14 protein-coding genes are annotated in these 17118 nt (G+C 69.3%); 4 read left to right on the forward strand and 10 right to left on the reverse strand.

Annotation, left to right across the window (positions count from 1 at the left end; translation table 11 throughout):
• Positions 1 to 45: 45 nt before the first annotated feature.
• From lpqB to D892_RS0103205, 4 genes are all read right to left on the reverse strand, one after another.
• On the reverse strand, positions 46 to 1908 hold the full coding sequence (gene lpqB, locus D892_RS0103185) for an MtrAB system accessory lipoprotein LpqB (protein WP_051498974.1): 1863 nt from the start codon (positions 1906 to 1908) through the stop codon (positions 46 to 48).
• Positions 1905 to 3986: an MtrAB system histidine kinase MtrB gene (mtrB, locus tag D892_RS40255; protein WP_369801805.1), complete on the reverse strand. Its 2082-nt coding sequence runs from the start codon at positions 3984 to 3986 to the stop codon at positions 1905 to 1907. The genes lpqB and mtrB overlap by 4 nt, the downstream gene beginning before the upstream one ends.
• A gap of 106 nt (positions 3987 to 4092) precedes the next feature.
• Positions 4093 to 4770, reverse strand: coding sequence for an MtrAB system response regulator MtrA (gene mtrA / locus D892_RS0103200; protein ID WP_036566684.1), 678 nt, complete (start codon positions 4768 to 4770; stop codon positions 4093 to 4095).
• Positions 4771 to 4863: 93 nt separating this feature from the next.
• Positions 4864 to 5511, reverse strand: coding sequence for a dTMP kinase (locus tag D892_RS0103205; RefSeq protein WP_024799866.1), 648 nt, complete (start codon positions 5509 to 5511; stop codon positions 4864 to 4866).
• 88 nt (positions 5512 to 5599) lie between these two features.
• Between D892_RS0103205 and D892_RS0103210 the strand changes: the two genes are divergently transcribed.
• Positions 5600 to 6697, forward strand: a complete 1098-nt coding sequence (locus tag D892_RS0103210; RefSeq protein WP_036567989.1) for a glycerophosphodiester phosphodiesterase family protein — start codon at positions 5600 to 5602, stop codon at positions 6695 to 6697.
• Positions 6698 to 6844: 147 nt separating this feature from the next.
• Here the strand turns inward: D892_RS0103210 and ahcY are convergent, their stop codons facing one another.
• The 5 genes from ahcY to cofD all read right to left on the reverse strand — a co-directional run bounded on the left by ahcY (position 6845) and on the right by cofD (position 13125).
• Positions 6845 to 8320 carry an adenosylhomocysteinase gene (gene ahcY / locus D892_RS0103215; protein ID WP_024799868.1) on the reverse strand — a complete coding sequence of 492 codons (1476 nt, stop codon included), beginning with the start codon at positions 8318 to 8320 and terminating at the stop codon, positions 6845 to 6847.
• Between the two features lie 275 nt (positions 8321 to 8595).
• The gene (locus D892_RS0103220) at positions 8596 to 9711 is read right to left on the reverse strand and encodes an alkane 1-monooxygenase (RefSeq protein ID WP_051498975.1); all 1116 of its coding nucleotides are present in this window, start codon (positions 9709 to 9711) and stop codon (positions 8596 to 8598) included.
• Positions 9712 to 10104: 393 nt separating this feature from the next.
• Positions 10105 to 10623, reverse strand: coding sequence for an NUDIX hydrolase (locus D892_RS0103225; RefSeq protein ID WP_024799870.1), 519 nt, complete (start codon positions 10621 to 10623; stop codon positions 10105 to 10107).
• Between the two features lie 43 nt (positions 10624 to 10666).
• Positions 10667 to 12052 (reverse strand): coenzyme F420-0:L-glutamate ligase, encoded by a 1386-nt coding sequence (locus D892_RS0103230; RefSeq protein ID WP_036566690.1) that lies wholly within the window; start codon positions 12050 to 12052, stop codon positions 10667 to 10669.
• A gap of 74 nt (positions 12053 to 12126) precedes the next feature.
• Positions 12127 to 13125: a 2-phospho-L-lactate transferase gene (gene cofD, locus D892_RS0103235; RefSeq protein WP_024799872.1), complete on the reverse strand. Its 999-nt coding sequence runs from the start codon at positions 13123 to 13125 to the stop codon at positions 12127 to 12129.
• A 587-nt stretch (positions 13126 to 13712) separates the two neighbouring features.
• Between cofD and D892_RS0103240 the strand changes: the two genes are divergently transcribed.
• On the forward strand, positions 13713 to 13946 hold the full coding sequence (locus D892_RS0103240) for a WhiB family transcriptional regulator (RefSeq protein ID WP_024799873.1): 234 nt from the start codon (positions 13713 to 13715) through the stop codon (positions 13944 to 13946).
• A gap of 60 nt (positions 13947 to 14006) precedes the next feature.
• On the opposite strand, the gene D892_RS0103245 is transcribed toward D892_RS0103240, so the two are convergent.
• Positions 14007 to 14480 carry a metallopeptidase family protein gene (locus D892_RS0103245; RefSeq protein WP_036566693.1) on the reverse strand — a complete coding sequence of 158 codons (474 nt, stop codon included), beginning with the start codon at positions 14478 to 14480 and terminating at the stop codon, positions 14007 to 14009.
• 93 nt (positions 14481 to 14573) lie between these two features.
• Here D892_RS0103245 and D892_RS0103250 point away from each other — a divergent pair, with 93 nt between their 5' ends.
• Together D892_RS0103250 and D892_RS40260 are read left to right on the forward strand one after the other, a co-directional pair.
• Positions 14574 to 14966: a DUF3499 domain-containing protein gene (locus tag D892_RS0103250; protein WP_036566695.1), complete on the forward strand. Its 393-nt coding sequence runs from the start codon at positions 14574 to 14576 to the stop codon at positions 14964 to 14966.
• Between the two features lie 491 nt (positions 14967 to 15457).
• Positions 15458 to 17071, forward strand: a complete 1614-nt coding sequence (locus D892_RS40260) for a phosphomannomutase/phosphoglucomutase (protein ID WP_024799876.1) — start codon at positions 15458 to 15460, stop codon at positions 17069 to 17071.
• Positions 17072 to 17118 lie beyond the last annotated feature (47 nt).

Genomic DNA, 17118 nt, shown 5'->3' on the forward strand with positions numbered 1-17118 from the left:
TATGCCCGGCACGACCGACAGGTACCGGGCGGTGGCGACCCGTCCTCAGCCGGGCAGGACCGGAATCGCGTTGGACCCCAACCCCTGCACCTCGCGCCAGAAGCGTTCGGATCCGGGCTCGGCGGCCTGCAACTGCATCACGGCGCGGGAGTCCGCGATGTACTGGGTGTCCAGCGAGGCGCTGACCGTGCGCACGGGCGGGGTCAGGTTCTGGCTGGTCGCCGGGTTCGGCTGGGAGCCGTCGATGAACACCGTCTCGACCGGGTCGATGCCGCCCTCGCGCGCCAGCATGATGGTGTCGCCGCTCAGCCAATCCAGCGAGACCACCGCGGTGGTCAGGCTCGACGCGATGGGCACCGGCGAGGTCAGCGCGTACCTCCCGTCCGCCTGCGGCGCCACCACGACGACGTACGCGTGCCCGCCGGCGATGATCGCGGCGCGAGTCCCGGTGCGGGACATGCGCAGTTCGGTGATCGGTCCGCGCAGCGTCGGCTCGTCCGCCGAGGCCGAGGCGGAGAACAGGGCCGAGGTGTCGACGTCCTGCACCGACACGTTGCCGGTGGTGCGGTCGTGCACGGCCCGGATCACCTGCTCGCCGTCCATGACCGACCACGCCGAGCTACCGTCGGCGGTCCAGGACGGCCGGGTGAAGGTGTCGCCCTGCTTGACCGCGACGACGTTCCCGTCCGCCACGTTGCCGTCGTAACTGCCGACGACCAGGGTGTGCGGCGGGTCGGACGGCGCGGCGCCGTTGCTGGCCACCGCCGCGACCAGCTGGCCGTCGGGGGTCAGGCCCACCGACTCGAGGTTGCGCTGGGCGCCGAAATATCCGGGCGCGTGCGCGGTTCCGTTGTCGGTGACCTGCATCAGCGTGCCGTCACGGACCACGTGCAGACCGATTCGGTTGTGCGAGTTGACCGTCGGGTTCATCGCGTTGACGTCGCCGATCGACCAGCCGGTGGCCGCGTACCGCTCGTCCAGCTGTTTACCGTCGCCCAGCAGCACGTACGGGCCGAGCACGTCGGCGCTGGACAGGGTCAGCACCACCTGCGCCGCGAGCAACTCCTTGCTGCGCTGGTCCAGCGCGGAGGCGCCGGCGAAATCTATCCGCACGCCACCGCCCACTCCGACGCCGACGCCCTCGGTGTCGCCGTTGGCCTTGGTCACCGCGCCCCGCACGCTCACCGGTCCCGACAGCACATTGCGCACCGCGGGCGCCAGCGACGGCTGCGGCCCGGCGGCGAGCAGCGCGAGCAGCCGCTCGGCGAGGTCCTCCTTGCGCACCGAGACCCAGCGCAGGTCCGGAACCATCGACGTGCCGCCGGCATTCGCGAAATTCAGCGCGTAGCGCCGGTAGGACTTGGCGAATGCGGTGGAGTCCATCACCACGCCGGCCGGCAGCTCGTTGATGCGCCACTCGCTGCCGACCTTGGTCATCTCGATGGTGTCGTCGTGCGTGGTGTCGACGGCCCGGTAGGACCCGTCGGATTCGAGCTCACCTATCTTGCGGGCGCGAATCCGGTAGGTCGCCATATCGCCGGTGCGGGATTCGCGCAGCGTATCGGGCTTCTCGACGATCACCGTGCGGGCGGTGTCGTCCCAGCTCGCCGCGGCGTCGGGCGTCAGGTACTGCCGGGCGGCCGCGTGGCCGTTGGTCGGGTCGGCGGTCGCCTGCAGGAAATCGCGCAGCAGCAGGTCCGGGTCGCGGCCCTGGGCCGGCGGCAGCGGGCCCGCCGGGGTGGGTTCGCGGTCGAGGGTGCCCAGGGCCTGCGGCGCCGAGGAGTCCGGCAGGTTGGCACAGCCGGTCAGGGCGAGCAGGCCGGTCAGCGCGAGGCCGAGCACGGCGCGCACCCAGCGCCCGCAACTCCGCCGCGGCGCGGGCCGTCGCTGCCTTGTCGGGACGCTCATGGTTTCGGATCTCCGGAGTCGGTGGATACGGAATCGGTGGCCGAATCGGCCCCGTTCCCGGAGCCGACGGGCGGCCGCGTCGTCGACGAATCATCCTCCGCCGCCGCGGAATCGGCTCCGGACGACGGTGCGTCTCCGCGCGGTTCGCCGATATCGCCGGAACCCGAGGGTATTTCGCCGTTCGCCGCGCCGGAATCGCTCGCCGGGCCGGAATTCGCCGCGTCCGACGAACTCTCCCCGTCGGACGGGAGGCTCGCATCCGCCCCGCCCGAACTCGAATGGTCCACCACCGCATCGGATTCCGGCCACTCCTCCGATGTCTCGGCCACGTCACCCGGCCCGGAAGAGTGCGCCTCCGCCGAGGACGTGGCATCCGGCTCGGCGATACCGGCCGGCCCGGCACCGACCTCCGGGGCACCGCTGTCCGGGCCGCCGCTGCCCGGGGCACCGCTGTCCGGCGTCTCCGAGTCGCCCGAATCATCCTGCGGTCCCGGCGATTCCACGCTTGCCAGCGTGCGCTTGGGCGGTTCCAGCGACAGCGGGCTGCTGCCCATCTTGCGCCCGCGCACCAGCGGCAGCGTGAGCCGGAAGCTGGCGCCCTGACCGGGTTCGCCCCACGCTTCCAGCCGCCCGTCGTGCAGGTTGGCGTCCTCCACGCTGATCGACAGGCCCAGGCCGGTACCGCCGGAGCGGCGCATCCGCGAGGGATCCGAGCGCCAGAACCGGTTGAACACCAGCTTCTCCTCGCCCGCCCGCAGGCCGATGCCCCGGTCGCGCACCACGATGGCGACCGCGTTGGCCTCGGTGTCGCCGCGCATGCGCAGCAGCACCGGCTTGCCCTCGCTGTGGTCGATGGCGTTGGCGAGCAGGTTGCGCAGCACCCGTTCGACGCGGCGCGGATCCACCTCGGCCACCAGCGGATCCTCCGGCAGGTCGACCACCAGCTCGACGCCCGACTCCCGGGCCAGATGCCGCACGGTGGAGATGGCCGCCCGCGCGCACATGCGCACGTCCAGCGACTCCACCTGCAACTCCGCGACACCCGCGTCGTGCCGGCTGATCTCGAGCAGATCGTTGAGCAGGCCCTCGAACCGGTCCAGCTCGGTGACGAGCAGTTCGGCACTGCGCGCGAGCGCCGGATCCAGCTCGTCGCTCGAACCGTGGATCAGATCGGCGGCCATGCGCACCGTGGTCAACGGCGTGCGCAGCTCGTGACTGACGTCGGAGGTGAAGCGGCGCTGCAGATTTCCGAACTCCTCCAACTGGGTGATCTGGTTGGACAGGCTCTCGGCCATCTCGTTGAACGACATGGCCAGCCGGGCCATGTCGTCCTCGCCTCTGACGAGCATCCGCTCCTTCAACCGCCCGTCGGCGAAACGACTGGCGATGCGCGCGGCCGATCGAATCGGCAACACCACCTGCCTGGTCACGAGCGCGGTGATCGCGGCGAGCAGGACCAGCAGCACGACGCCACCGATCAGCATGGTGCCGCTCATCAGGTCGCGGCTGCGATGTTCGTTGGTGAGCGGGAAGATCAGATAGACCTCGAGCGTGGGCACCTCGAGGCTGGGACTGCCGATGATCAGCGCCGGACCGGAGTATCCGGGATCCGACACCGTCGCGAACTGATAACTGACCTGGTTCTGCTGCACGAACCGGCGCAGTTCGGCGGGCACGTCCTGGATCGGGCCGGCGGTGAGTTCCTGCTGCCCGTCGCCCAGCATCGCCAGCGACGCCTGGTAACTGCCCGCGGAGCCGGCCGTCTCCGAACTGGTCCCGCTGGACAGCGTGCGCAGCGCGTCCTGCAGGCGAATCGCCTGGGTGCTCGAGTCGTGCACGCCGGTCAGCTGGGTCTGCACCGTGTTGCGGGCGCGGCTCATTTCCTCCACCGCGGCATTGATCTTGGCATCGAGCAGGCGATCGGTGATCTGGCTGGTCAGCACCACACCGAGAATCGTGATCACGATCAGCGACAACGTGAGCGTGGAGACCACGACACGCAGCTGCAGCGAGCGCCGCCACAGATGGCCCAGCGCTTCCCCGACGTTCTTGAACCACGTCCCCACAGCCGCCAGCAACCGCTGAACGCGGCTTCTGGAGCTTTCGATCACGGCTGCGCCTCGCCGAAGCTCGACCTCACCGCGCTCGCGAACGCCGAGGGGGCGGTCCGCTCGCCGTCTTTGCTCACGGTGGCCCGGCCTTGTACCCCACACCACGGACGGTCAGCACGATCTCCGGATTCTCCGGATCCTTCTCGACCTTGGCGCGTAGCCGCTGCACATGCACGTTGACGAGGCGGGTGTCGGCGGCGTGACGGTACCCCCAGACCTGTTCCAGCAGCACCTCGCGGGTGAACACCTGGCGCGGCTTGCGGGCCAGCGCCACCAGCAGGTCGAATTCCAGCGGGGTCAGCGAGATCTGCTGACCGGCGCGGGTCACCTTGTGGGCCGGCACGTCGATCACGATGTCCGCGATGGACAGCAGCTCGGCCGGCTCCTCCTCGGTGCGGCGCAGGCGGGCCCGCACCCGGGCGACGAGCTCCTTCGGCTTGAACGGCTTGACGATGTAATCGTCGGCGCCCGATTCCAGCCCGAGGACGACATCGACGGTGTCGGTCTTGGCCGTCAGCATCACGATCGGCACGCCCGAGTCCGCCCGCAGCACCCGGCACACATCGATACCGTTCATACCGGGGAGCATGAGATCCAACAGCACCAGGTCCGGGCGCAGCTCACGGACCGCGGTGAGCGCCTGCGTGCCGTCGCCGACCACGTGGGGGTCGAAACCCTCACCACGTAAGACGATCGTGAGCATCTCCGCGAGCGCCATATCGTCGTCGACGACCAGAATCTTCGGCTTCATAGCTACTATGTTGTCATCTCTCCGGCTCGGAACGGGCAATTGTGGTCAACGATCGTGAGCCAACATTGGTACATTACCGCCGCACATCCAACCTTATCGGGCAATCTTTTCCGAGAGGCGCGCGGTGAGCGTTGTCGGATCGTCATGTGGCGCATGGATCGACCACCGACCGTGCCACTGCGAGTCGGCCAGCTCACGATAGACCGTGGCCGTGCGCTGCTGTAGGCCGCGGTCGCGTTCGTAGGCGTCCAGGGCGCGGGCGGAATCGAGTTCGCCACGGCGACGGGCGCGTTCGGCCGCGAGTTCCGCCGGAACGTCCAGCAGCACCTGCCACTCGGGAACCGGCAATTCGAACCGGCCGAATTCCAATTCCGCCACCCAGGAAGCGATTTCCCCCGCCGCGGACTGCTCGGCCCGCGCGGCGCTGTAGGCGGCGTTCGAGGCGACGTAGCGGTCGAGCAGCACGATGTCGTTGTCCGCCAGCAGCTTCGACAGGTCGTCGCGCGCGTCGGCGCGATCGAGCGCGAACAGCATCGCCATCGCGTTCACCGAGGCGGCCAGGTCGCCGTGCCGCCCGCGCAGCGCCTCGGCCGCCAGATCCGCGTGCACCGACCGGCCGTAGCGGGGAAAGGCCAGCGTCCCGACCCGGAGGCCGGGTCCGCGCAGACCCGCGGCGACGGCGTCGATCAGCGTGCGCTTACCCGCGCCGTCGAGCCCCTCAACCGCCACCAACGCTCCCATGCGCAACAGGTTAGACGGTCGCGGCGGGGTGCGAGACGGTCACCCGGACGACAACCCCCGTTGCCCTTCGATGGCTATGGTCACCGAAATGCAGCCCCTCCGAAGAACCCATTCTCGCGCCCGGCGGGTGATCACCGCCCTCGCCTGCGCGGCCGCCCTGGCCGGGCCGGCCGCCTGCGGCGACGACACGACGTCGAGCCCGTCCCCCTCGAACGGTCCGGCGGCGGATCCGCATCGCCCGGTAGACCTGCAATCGCATCGCGGCGGCCGCGGCCTGCTGACCGAGGAGTCCCTGGCCGCCTACTCGCATTCGCTCGAACTCGGGGTCACCACGCTGGAGCTGGATATCGGGCTGACCGCCGACAAGGTGCCGGTGATCTGGCACGATGCGACGATTCAGGCCGACAAGTGTGCCGACACCGCACCGGCGGTCCCGAACGATCCGCAGTTCCCCTACGTCGGGAAGACGATCCACGAGTTGCGCTACGACCAGGTGCGCACGCTGGACTGTTCGAAGCAGCTGTCGAACTTCCCGCAGCAGCGGCCGGTGCCGGGTAACCGGATCGCCCGGCTGCCCGAACTGTTCGAGCTGGTGCGCGGCTATCCGGGCGCGTTCGACGCGATCCGCTACAACATCGAGACCAAGATCGAGGCGGAGCACCCCGAGCAGACCGCCCCGCCGCAGGAATTCGTCGACATCGTCCTCGACGAGGTGGCCCGCGCCGGCGCCACCGGCAAGGTCGAGATCCAGAGCTTCGACTGGTCCAGCCTGCCGCTGGTGAAGCGGAAGAACCCGGACGTGCCGACCGTCGCGCTCTACGACGACACCACCTTCGTGCCCGGCAGCCGGTGGCTGGGGCCGGTCCGCTACGAGGACCACGCCGGGGATCCGCTCGGTGCCATCGCGGCACTGGGCGCGAACATCGCCTCGCCGAGCTACGTCCCCGGGGAGAACAGTCCGGCCGCGGTCGGCGATCCCGGATTCCTCTTCACCGCCGATGCCGACTATGTCCGACGCGCCCACGACAAGGGCCTGAAGGTCGTCCCGTGGACGGTGAACGACGAGGCCACGATCGCGGCCCAGCTGGATACCGGAGTGGACGGCGTGATCACGGACTATCCCGACCGCGGGCGGAATGCCCTGCAGAGCAAGGGTTTCCCCCTGCCGCCGTCGTACCGGAAGTAACACCGCACCGGAAGTAACACCACACCGGAAATGACACGGCACCGGAAATGACACCGTCGCCGCGGACCCTGGTCCGCGGCGACGGAATCGGCACGAAGTAGTCCGGGGGCAGCGCCGATACCGGAGCGGCCCTGCCCCCGGTTCGCCTCAGTAGCGGTAGTGGTCGGGCTTGTACGGGCCCTCGACGTCCACGCCGATGTACTCGGCCTGGTCCTTGCTGAGCTTGGTCAGCGTGCCACCGAGCGCCTCGACGTGCACGCGGGCGACCTTCTCGTCCAGGTGCTTGGGCAGCCGGTAGACCTCCTTGTCGTACTCCGCCGGCTTGGTCCACAGCTCGATCTGCGCGATCACCTGGTTGGAGAAGCTGTTGGACATCACGAACGACGGGTGGCCGGTGGCGTTGCCGAGGTTCAGCAGCCGGCCCTCGCTCAGCACGATGATCGACTTGCCCGAATCACCGAACGTCCACAGGTCGACCTGCGGCTTGATGACGGTCCGCGTCGCACCCGAGCGCTCCAGCGCGGCCATATCGATCTCGTTGTCGAAGTGGCCGATGTTGCCCAGGATGGCCTGGTCCTTCATCGCCTTCATGTGGTCGAGGGTGATGATGTCCTTGTTGCCGGTCGAGGTGACGATGATGTCGGCCTGGCCGATCGCCTGCTCGACGGTGACCACGTCGAAACCGTCCATCAGCGCCTGCAGGGCGTTGATCGGGTCGATCTCGGTGACCTGCACCCGGGCGCCCTGGCCGGCCAGCGATTCCGCGCAGCCCTTGCCGACGTCGCCGTAGCCGCAGATCAGCACCTTCTTGCCGCCGATCAGCACGTCGGTGCCGCGGTTGATGCCGTCGATCAGCGAGTGCCGGGTGCCGTACTTGTTGTCGAACTTGGACTTGGTCACCGAATCGTTCACGTTGATCGCCGGGAACGCCAGCTCACCGGCGGCCGCGAACTGGTACAGCCGCAACACGCCGGTCGTGGTCTCCTCGGTGACACCCTGCACCGATTCCGCGATCTTGCCCCACTTGCCCTTGTCGGTCTCGAACCGCTCGCGCAGCAGGTTCAGGAAGACCTTGAACTCGGCGGGGTGATCCTCTTCCTCCGGCGGCACCACGCCGGCCTTCTCGTACTGGGCGCCGCGCAGCACCAGCATGGTGGCGTCGCCGCCGTCGTCGAGGATCATGTTGGCGGGCTCGCCCGGCCAGGTGAGCATCTGCTCGGCGGCCCACCAGTACTCCTCCAGGCTCTCGCCCTTCCAGGCGAAGACCGGGGTGCCCTTCGGCTCCTCGGGGGTGCCGTGCGGGCCGACCACCACGGCCGCCGCGGCTTCGTCCTGGGTGGAGAAGATGTTGCAGGAGGCCCAGCGCACCTCCGCGCCCAGGGATACGAGCGTCTCGATCAGCACGGCCGTCTGCACGGTCATGTGCAGCGATCCCGAGATCCGCGCGCCCTTCAGCGGCTGCACCTCGGCGTACTCGTGGCGCAGTGCCATCAGGCCCGGCATCTCGTGCTCGGCCAGCCGAATCTCCTTGCGGCCGTACTCGGCCAAGGACAGGTCCGCCACCTTGTAATCGATTCCGTTGCGGTGGTCGACGGTCATCTTGCTGCTTACTGCGGTCGTCATCTGCCTCTCCTGGTCGGCGTGTACCCAGAAGAGGCTAGCGGCTCGGATGCGTACGCGATACGCAAGGGAGCCGCCGGGGCGGCCGGCGACCGGTCGGCGCTGGGGAAATCCGGCGGCGAAACCGGCCGTGACGGGCACGCGACCGACGGCGGCGACGATCGGAACGATCCATACGGCGCCCAGGGCGGCCGCTCCGCTCCGACCACGCAACGAGTCGGGAGTTCAGCGGAAATATCCAGCAACCATAGCCGCCGGACATCGGGATCCGGGCGGTGTCAGGAGGCGGCCGCCACGCCGCCTCCGCCGTGCGCCGCCAGAATCCGGGTTCGCTTGCGCGGCGAGATGTTCGCGCGAGATATGTCACCCTCGTAGTGCGCGAGCACCCGCGGATCCATCACCCGGCGCCACAGCGGCGGTATCGCGGCCAAGAGGACCATCGTCGCGTACCCGGCCGGGAGTTGCGGCGCCTCCTGCGAACTGCGCAGGGTCTGGTAGCGCCGCCCCGGATTGGCATGGTGATCGCTGTGCCGCTGCAGATGGAACAGGAAGATGTTGGTCACCAGGCGGTCGGAGTTCCAGCTGTCGGCCGGTGAGCAGCGCGCCCACAGCCCGTTCGGCCGCCGGCCGCGCAGCAGCCCGTAGTGCTCGACGTAGTTGATCGTCTCCAGCAGCCCGATCGCCATCACCGCCTGCAGCGCCAGATACGGCAGCATCGCCGGGCCGAAGGCGACCGTCAGCGCGGCATAGAGCACCAGCGTCATCGCCCAGGCCTGCAGGATGTTGTTGCGCGTGCTCCACCAGCCCAGGCCGCGGCGCTTCAGCCGGTCCCGCTCGAGCGTGATGCCGGAGCGGAATCCGCCGATCACGCTGCGCGGCAGGAATTCCCACAGCGACTCGCCCAGGCGGGCGCTGGCCGGATCCGCCGGCGTCGCCACCCGGGCGTGATGTCCCTTGTTGTGTTCGACGTAGAAGTGCCCGTACCCCGACTGCGCGAGGGCCAGCTTCGCCAGCCACCGCTCCAGTCGCTCGACCCGGTGGCCGAGTTCGTGCGCGGCGTTGATGCCGACCCCGCTCATGAAGCCCGTGGTCGCCGCGAGCCCGACCTTGTCGATCACCCGCAACCCGTCGCCGGCCCACAGGTAGGCCGCGATCCACAGGCCGAGCATCTGGACCGGCAGATAGAGATAGGTGCACCACCGGTAATACCGGTCGCCGGACAGTCGCTCGTAGTCCGCGTCGAGGGGATTGTTGCCGTCCTCGCCCACCACCCAGTCCAGGACCGGGACGACGATCAGCACAAGGATCGGCCCGATCCACCAGAACACCGGAAATCCGGTGTGCAGCACGAGTTGTGAGGGCAGCAGGAGAGTGGCCGGGGCCATGATTCCCATCGCCCACAGGTACCGCTTCGGATCAGGCGAACCCGAGCGTTTGCCGATCGTTTGCAATTCTCTGCCCCGCTAGAAAATACCTGAAACTGTTGCCGTTAAATATGTACAGGCACAACGCCTGTTACGCCTCTCCAAGACCGGGAAGAGTGCTCGCCGTTACACACACCTCGGCACATTCCCGGAACCCCGGACGGGTGATCTCGACCACCGCACACCGCAGGCAAACGGCGACTGTCCCATCCGTTCTCGTGATCTCGGGTGTCGGGCGGCTGTCTGCGGCACCGTGCCACCCTGCCAGTCGACCATGGGCAACCACAATAGGGGTTCGGCCGCAATCGTTATACGGGACAGAGCGTTTGGGACGGTGCCCAACCGCGACGAGACCGGCCTCGGTCAGCGAACCACCAGGTCGGTGTCGGCGGGCAGGGCATCCACCGGCCACCAGCGCAGATCGGTGGATTCCGAACTCCGTACCGGCACAGCGCCTTCCGGGGCCTTGATCTTGAAGACCAGGTCCAGGTGCCTGGTCGGTACGCCGAGCGAGCAGAGAATCGGATGGGCCTGCACGTTGTACAGTCCCGGTTCGAGTGTCAAGCCCCGGATCCCGGACTCCTCGGTCGCCTCCCGCAGCGCGGCGGCGGGCACGGTGTCGTCGTACTCCTCGCAGTGCCCGCCCAGCTGAATCCACAGCCCCACCCGCGGGTGCAGCGTCAGCAGCACCTCGCGCTCGTCGTGCGAGAACACCATCGCCGAGGCGGTGACGTGGCCGGGCGCGTGCTCGCGCATGCAGCCGCGCGGCGCCGAACCCAGGAACGCCAGCATCGCCTCGCGCAGCGACCGCTGCGGAGGCGCTGCCGGGGACCAGGTTTCGAGCAGATCGGTGGCCGATGCGTGCAGGGACTCGGCGCTCATCGGTTCCTTTCTCGTGCGGATTCTGGTGGCCGGTGCCCGGACCTCACAGTTCGATCAGTCCGGTACCCGGTTCCCGCGGCTCCCGCGGTGTCAGCTCCTCGGCCGGATAGCCGACCGCGATGCCGCCCAGCGGCTTCCAGTCGGCCTCCAGGCCCAGTACCTCCCGGGTGATGTCCGGGGCGAAGAGGGTGGACCCGATCCAGCAGCTGCCGACCCCCTCGGTGGCCAGCGCCACCAGCAGGCCCTGCACGGCCGCGCCGACCGCCACGGTGAACATCGTGGACTCGGCCGCGCGGCGGCGCTCGTCCGGATAGTCGTGCGCGCCGTCCGGAACGCAGAACGGGATGATCACCTCGGGGGCGTCGAACAGGATGCGGCCCCGGGCCACCCGGCGCTCGACTCGCTCCGGCGGCAGCCCGTCGGCGGTCAGGTCGGCGCGCCATTTGTCGGCCATCGCCGTCAGCAGCCGCTCGCGCAGGCCGTCGCGGCGCAGCCAGACGAATCGCACGGGCCGGGTGTGATGCGGGGCGGGCGCCGTCAGCGCCACCGAGACCGCGGACCGGATGAGGCCGGGATCGACCGGGGTGTCGGCGAATTCGCGCACCGAACGCCGCAGCAGCAGCGCTTCGCCGCGACCGCGTTCGACGGCCTCGGCCGTGCCCAGCCAGAACAGGTCCTCCTCGCCGCGGCGCAGCAGGGCCGCCGCGGTGGAGCCGTCGTCGTCGGAGGACCAGCCGCGCACCACCGCGACCGGGACGCCACCCAGCTTCCCCTTCACCAGATCGGCCGCGGCGGCCAGCTCGTCCGCGACGGCGACCTGCGTGACCTGGAGTTCGTTGCCCTGCCCGTCGACCGCGCCGGCGTAGTCGTGCACCACGCGCAGGCCGGCGGCGCCGATCGCGGCGTCGGTCTGTCCGTTCCGCCAGGCCCGGCCCATGGTGTCGGTGATGATCACCGCCACGTCCACGCCCAGCCGATCGGCCAGCGCCGCGCGGACCGCCTTGGCGCTGCCGTCGGGATCGGTGGGCAGCAGCACCAGCTCGCCCTGGTCGACGTTGGAGCCGTCGATGCCGGAGGCGGCCTGCACGATGCCGATCCGGTTCTCGGTGATCAGCGTGCGGCCCTTCTGCGCAAGCACGCGCACCGCCTCGGAACGAACCAGCTTGCGCCGCAGCGCGTCTCGCTCCTCCGGATCGCCCGGAGCGGCGACGATCCGGCCCTCCGCCTTGGCGACGATCTTGCTGGTGATCACCAGCACGTCGCCGTCGGCCAGCCAGGGCGCCCGGGCCGCGATGTGCTCGGCGACGTCGTCGCCGGGACGGAACTCCGGCAGCCCCGGCACCGGCAGGATACGCAGCTCGCCGCCGGGCGCGTGATCGCCGAGCGGCCGATGCTCGACCGTGCCCATCGGTTCGCTCACGGCGTTCATCGGTTCACTCGCAGGCTCCCTCACGGCGTTCATCGGATCACTCGCAGGCTCCCTCACGGCGTCCATCGGTTCGGTCACGGCTTCACTCCTGCGACATCGAGTGCCTCGCGCACCATCTCGGCGGTGGTGGCCGGATCGGTCATCAGCAGCGGCACGCTGCGCACCTCGACGCCCGGAACGTCGGCGGTGTCGGTGGAGTGCACCAGCCAGCCGTCGAGAATGCCGGTGCCGGAGCGGGCGCCGTAGTGCCGGCCGACCGCCTCCGCCGAGGTCTGCACCCCGATCACCGACAGGCACTCGTCGGCCATGCCGCGCAACGGCTTACCGTCGATCACCGGCGACAGCCCCACCACGCGCGCGCGGGTGGTGCGCAGCGCACCGCGAATACCGGGCACCGAGAGGATGGCGCCGATGCTCACCACCGGGTTGGAGGGAGCCAAGAGCACAACGTCAGCGGCCTCTATGATTTGCGTCACATTAGGGGCCGGTTTGGCCTGATCCGCCCCGATTGTGACGAATCCATGGGTCTCGACGCTCGCCCGGTAGCGTACCCACCACTCCTGGAAATGAATCGCGCGACGTTCGCCGGGCCTGTCGGGATCACTGATGACGACATGTGTTTCACATCTGTCGTCGGTTGCCGGAAGTAGTTTCACGCGCGGCTGCCACCGGTTGCACAACGCCTCGGTAACCGCCGAGAGCGGGTACCCGGCACGCAACATTTCGCTGCGCACCAGATGCGTGGCGATATCCCGATCGCCGAGCCCGAACCAGTCCGGCACGGCATGGTATTTCGCCAGCTCCTCCTTGGCGTGCCAGGTTTCCCCCAGCCGGCCCCAGCCGCGTTCGGTGTCGATGCCGCCACCCAGCGTGTACATGCAGGTGTCCAGGTCGGGGCAGACGCGTAGGCCGTGCATCCAGACGTCGTCGCCGACGTTGACGATGGCCGAAACGTCGGCCTCGGGCAGCAGTTCGCGCACGCCCAGCAGGAAGCGCGCGCCGCCGACTCCGCCGACCAGCACGGCGATCCGCGGGCCGGTTCCGGGCGCGATGTCCGCTCGTTCTCCAGTCACATCCGCACAGCCTATGCGGTGCCGCGTGGGCCACGTTCCGGAGTGTATTTGCCGGTCATTTGCTACTCGGGGGTTACCGAACCGCGCCGAAGACGGCGGCGGATAGTAACGGAATTGTGTCGGTAGCTTGACCATCGCCGCGTCCGGCGTGTCTAATCACAGACATGTCATTCGAGGTCGGCGCGAGAGTGCAAGCCGCCGATCACTTTTCGAACGCCTGTTCGTATCGGAATGACGCGCTCGGGGATGTCCGCGGGACAACGTCGCGGTGTAGGGCCGTCGGTGGGCAGATCGGTTCCGACGGATATTCATTCTGCGCTAACACACAGTGAGGAGGCGGAGCGATGGCCGAGAACGTGGCCCCGTCGGGCAATCCGGGCGGTGTATCGCAAACCGATTCCACAGCAGGCGCAGCACCTGGCGCCTGCACTGACGGCCGCAACGACGAACGACGAGAGGGGGGAGCCACAGTGACTACTGGGGAGGAGTCGGGCAGTCCGACGCAGCCGGGAGGCCAGTGGGCACGGGCGCAGCAACCGCCGCCCGAAACGCCGACACTGAGCCTCATCGTCAACGACTTCGACGCGATGTTCGACAGCATCGAGGAGCAGTGGCAGGAGCGCGCCCTGTGCGCCCAGACGGATCCGGAGGCGTTCTTCCCGGAGAAGGGCGGCTCGACCCGCGAGGCGAAGCGGATCTGCATGGGCTGCGAGGTCCGCGACGAGTGCCTGGAATACGCCCTCGCGCACGATGAGCGCTTCGGCATCTGGGGCGGTCTGTCGGAGCGGGAGCGCCGGCGGCTCAAGCGCGGCATCAGCTGACCGGCCGCCCGTCGCGGCGGCCGGGTCGCCGGCACGGTCGTTCCGCCCGATCGATCACGGTTATTCCGCCGGATCGATGACGTCCGGGTCGACCCCCAGATAGGTGGCGATCTGCTGCACCAGGACCTCGCGTAGGAGGTCCACCAGATCGTCCGGGTCGCCCGCGCGCAACTCCAGCGGCTTGCGGAACAGCACGACCCTGGCCCTGGTCGCCGCGCCGTGCCGGTCGACCCCGGCCGGGACGAGGCGCGACAGCGGCACCGGGCCGTCGGCGACCACCTCGTCCGGCCAGGTCACCGAATCCGGGTGCAGCGGGCGGATTTTCGGCACATCGTCGACGGCGATGTCCAGCTTGGTGAGCCGATCGTGCCAGCGGCCGTCCAGCGGGGCGAACGCCTCCAGCACCAGCCGGTCGAACTGCTGCCCCCGGGTGCGCCAGGCGGGCACGGTGGGCGGCAGCACGGGCCCGCGAACACCGCGCCCGCGGCGTATCACCGACCGCGCGGTGGGCGAACGCTTGCGTGAACGGGTCATGTGTCGAATCTAGTACCCCGTGAGTTCGGGAGGTTCGAGCGTGTCTCGCCACGCCGGGGCCGGTGGCGAGTTACGCTCCTTGGCGTGATTCCCATGCGTCGCTGCTGCCGCCCAGGCTGCAAGAACCCGGCCGTCGCGACGCTCACCTACGTGTACTCGGATTCGACGGCCGTCGTCGGCCCGCTGGCCACCGTCGCCGAGCCGCACTCCTGGGATCTCTGCGACACCCACGGTTCCCGGATCACCGCGCCCAAGGGCTGGGAGATGGTCCGGCACGAGGGCGGCTTCTCCGCTCCCGACGAGGACGATCTGACCGCCCTCGCCGAGGCGGTTCGCGAGGCCGGAATGCGTCGGCGCGCACCCGAACCCGAACAGCGCGGATATCAGGACAGTCCCCCGGCCCCGCCCCGGCCCGCCCGCTCCGGTCGTCCCGGCCGCACCGGCCGCCGCGGACATCTGCGCGTCCTGCCGGATCCGCCGAACTGACACTCGCGTAGCCGACCACCGCCCGCCGAGCTCCTCACCTGCACTGCCGCCGTATCCAACCGCCGCCCTACCGCCGTCTTCGCCCGCCGCGCGGCTGCCGTACCCACCTGCGCGCAACTGCCGTGCGCCCCACCGTTGTAGCTGCCGGATCCACCCACCGCGCAACGACCGTATTCGGCCGCCGCGCAACTGTATCGACCCGCCGTGTAGCTGCCCGTCTTCTCCTATCGCGGGGCTGCTGTATCCGCCCGCCGACCGGTTCATCTTGTTCCGCGGCCCGGATTACCTCGTTCGTTCGTGCTCCGAGCAAGACCGTTCACCCGGCGTCCGGCCGACCCCCTACGGCGCGGCAAATCGCCCACCTACGGCACGGCGGACCAGGTCGCCTACCGCTCGGCCGCCTGTTCGCTTACGGCGAAGTCGGGCCGTTCTCAGCACACCCGTAGGTGTACCGAATACGCTCGCCCGCCCCGGCCTATTAGGGTGTTCCCATGACAGTCGCCCGGTCTGCCGAGTCCGTGAACGCCGTTGTCAAGGCTTATGACGTGCGCGGGGTGGTCGGCGAGCAGATCGATGCGGACTTCGTGCGCGACGTCGGCGCCTCGTTCGCCCGGCTGATGCGCGGCGAGGGCGCGGAGCGGGTCGTGATCGGGCACGATATGCGCGCCTCCTCGCCGGGGCTGACCGGCGCCTTCGCCGAGGGCGTGCTGGCGCAGGGCCTGAACGTGGTGCAGATCGGCCTGGCCTCGACCGACGAGTTGTACTTCGCCTCCGGCCGGCTGGACTGCCCCGGCGCCATGTTCACCGCCAGCCACAACCCGGCCCGCTACAACGGCATCAAGCTGTGCCGCGCCCGGGCGCTGCCGGTCGGCCAGGACACCGGCCTGGCCACCATCACCGAGGAACTGATCGGCGGCGTGCCGGAGTTCGACGGCCCGCGCGGCACCGCGACCGAACAGGATCTCCTCGACGACTACGCCGAATTCCTGCGCGGGCTGGTCGATCTCGGTGACATCCGGCCGCTGAAGGTCGCCGTCGACGCGGGCAACGGCATGGGCGGCCACACCGTGCCCGCCGTGCTCGGCCCGGTCGCCCAGCTGACCGTCGAGCCGCTGTACTTCGAGCTGGACGGCACCTTCCCGAATCACGAGGCCAATCCGCTGGATCCGAAGAATCTGGTGGATCTGCAGCGGTTCGTCCGCGAGACCGGCGCCGATATCGGGCTGGCCTTCGACGGCGACGCCGACCGCTGCTTCGTGGTGGACGAACGCGGCGAGCCGGTCTCGCCGTCGGCCGTCACCGCGCTGGTGGCCGAGCGGGAACTGGCCAAGGAGCCGGGCGCCACCATCATCCACAACCTGATCACCTCCCGGGCGGTGCCGGAGCTGGTGACCGAGCTGGGCGGCAACCCGGTGCGCACCCGCGTCGGACATTCCTTCATCAAGGCGCAAATGGCCGCCACGGGCGCCATTTTCGGCGGTGAGCACTCGGCGCACTACTACTTCCGCGACTTCTGGGGCGCCGATTCCGGGATGCTCGCGGCCTTGCACGTGCTGGCGGCGGTCGGCGGGAGCGTCAGGCCCGGAGGCGGCAGCTTGCGTAACCACGGAGGGCCCGCGGACGCCGACATCGAACACAGCGGGAGCGTCAGGCCCGGAGGCGGCAGCTTGCGTAACCACGGAGGGCCCGCGGACGCCGACATCGAACACAGCGGGAGCGTCAGGCCCGGAGGCGGCAGCCCGCGTCACCACGCAGGGCCCGCGGACGCCGCAAACGAGCACAGCGGAAGCGGGAAGGACGGGGCGGGGCGGGAATTGACGATGTCGGAGCTGGCGGCGGCGTATGCGAGCTACGCTGCCTCCGGGGAGATCAATTCCACGGTGACCGACGCGAAGGAGCGGACCATGGCGGTGGTCACCGCGTTCGAGGGGCGGGCCGTCTCGATCGACCGGATGGACGGGGTCACCGTGCAGCTGCCCGACCACGCCTGGTTCAACCTGCGCGCCTCGAACACCGAACCGCTGTTGCGCCTGAACGTCGAGGCACGATCGCAGGAGGAAGTAGACGCACTCGTAACCGAGATCCTGAGCATCGTCCGCAACTGACTGGAATAGTGGAATCACAAGGCGCGAATTCGTTCGCAGTGACAGCT

Source organism: Nocardia sp. BMG51109 (assembly GCF_000526215.1).
In the GTDB taxonomy this organism is placed as follows: domain Bacteria; phylum Actinomycetota; class Actinomycetes; order Mycobacteriales; family Mycobacteriaceae; genus Nocardia.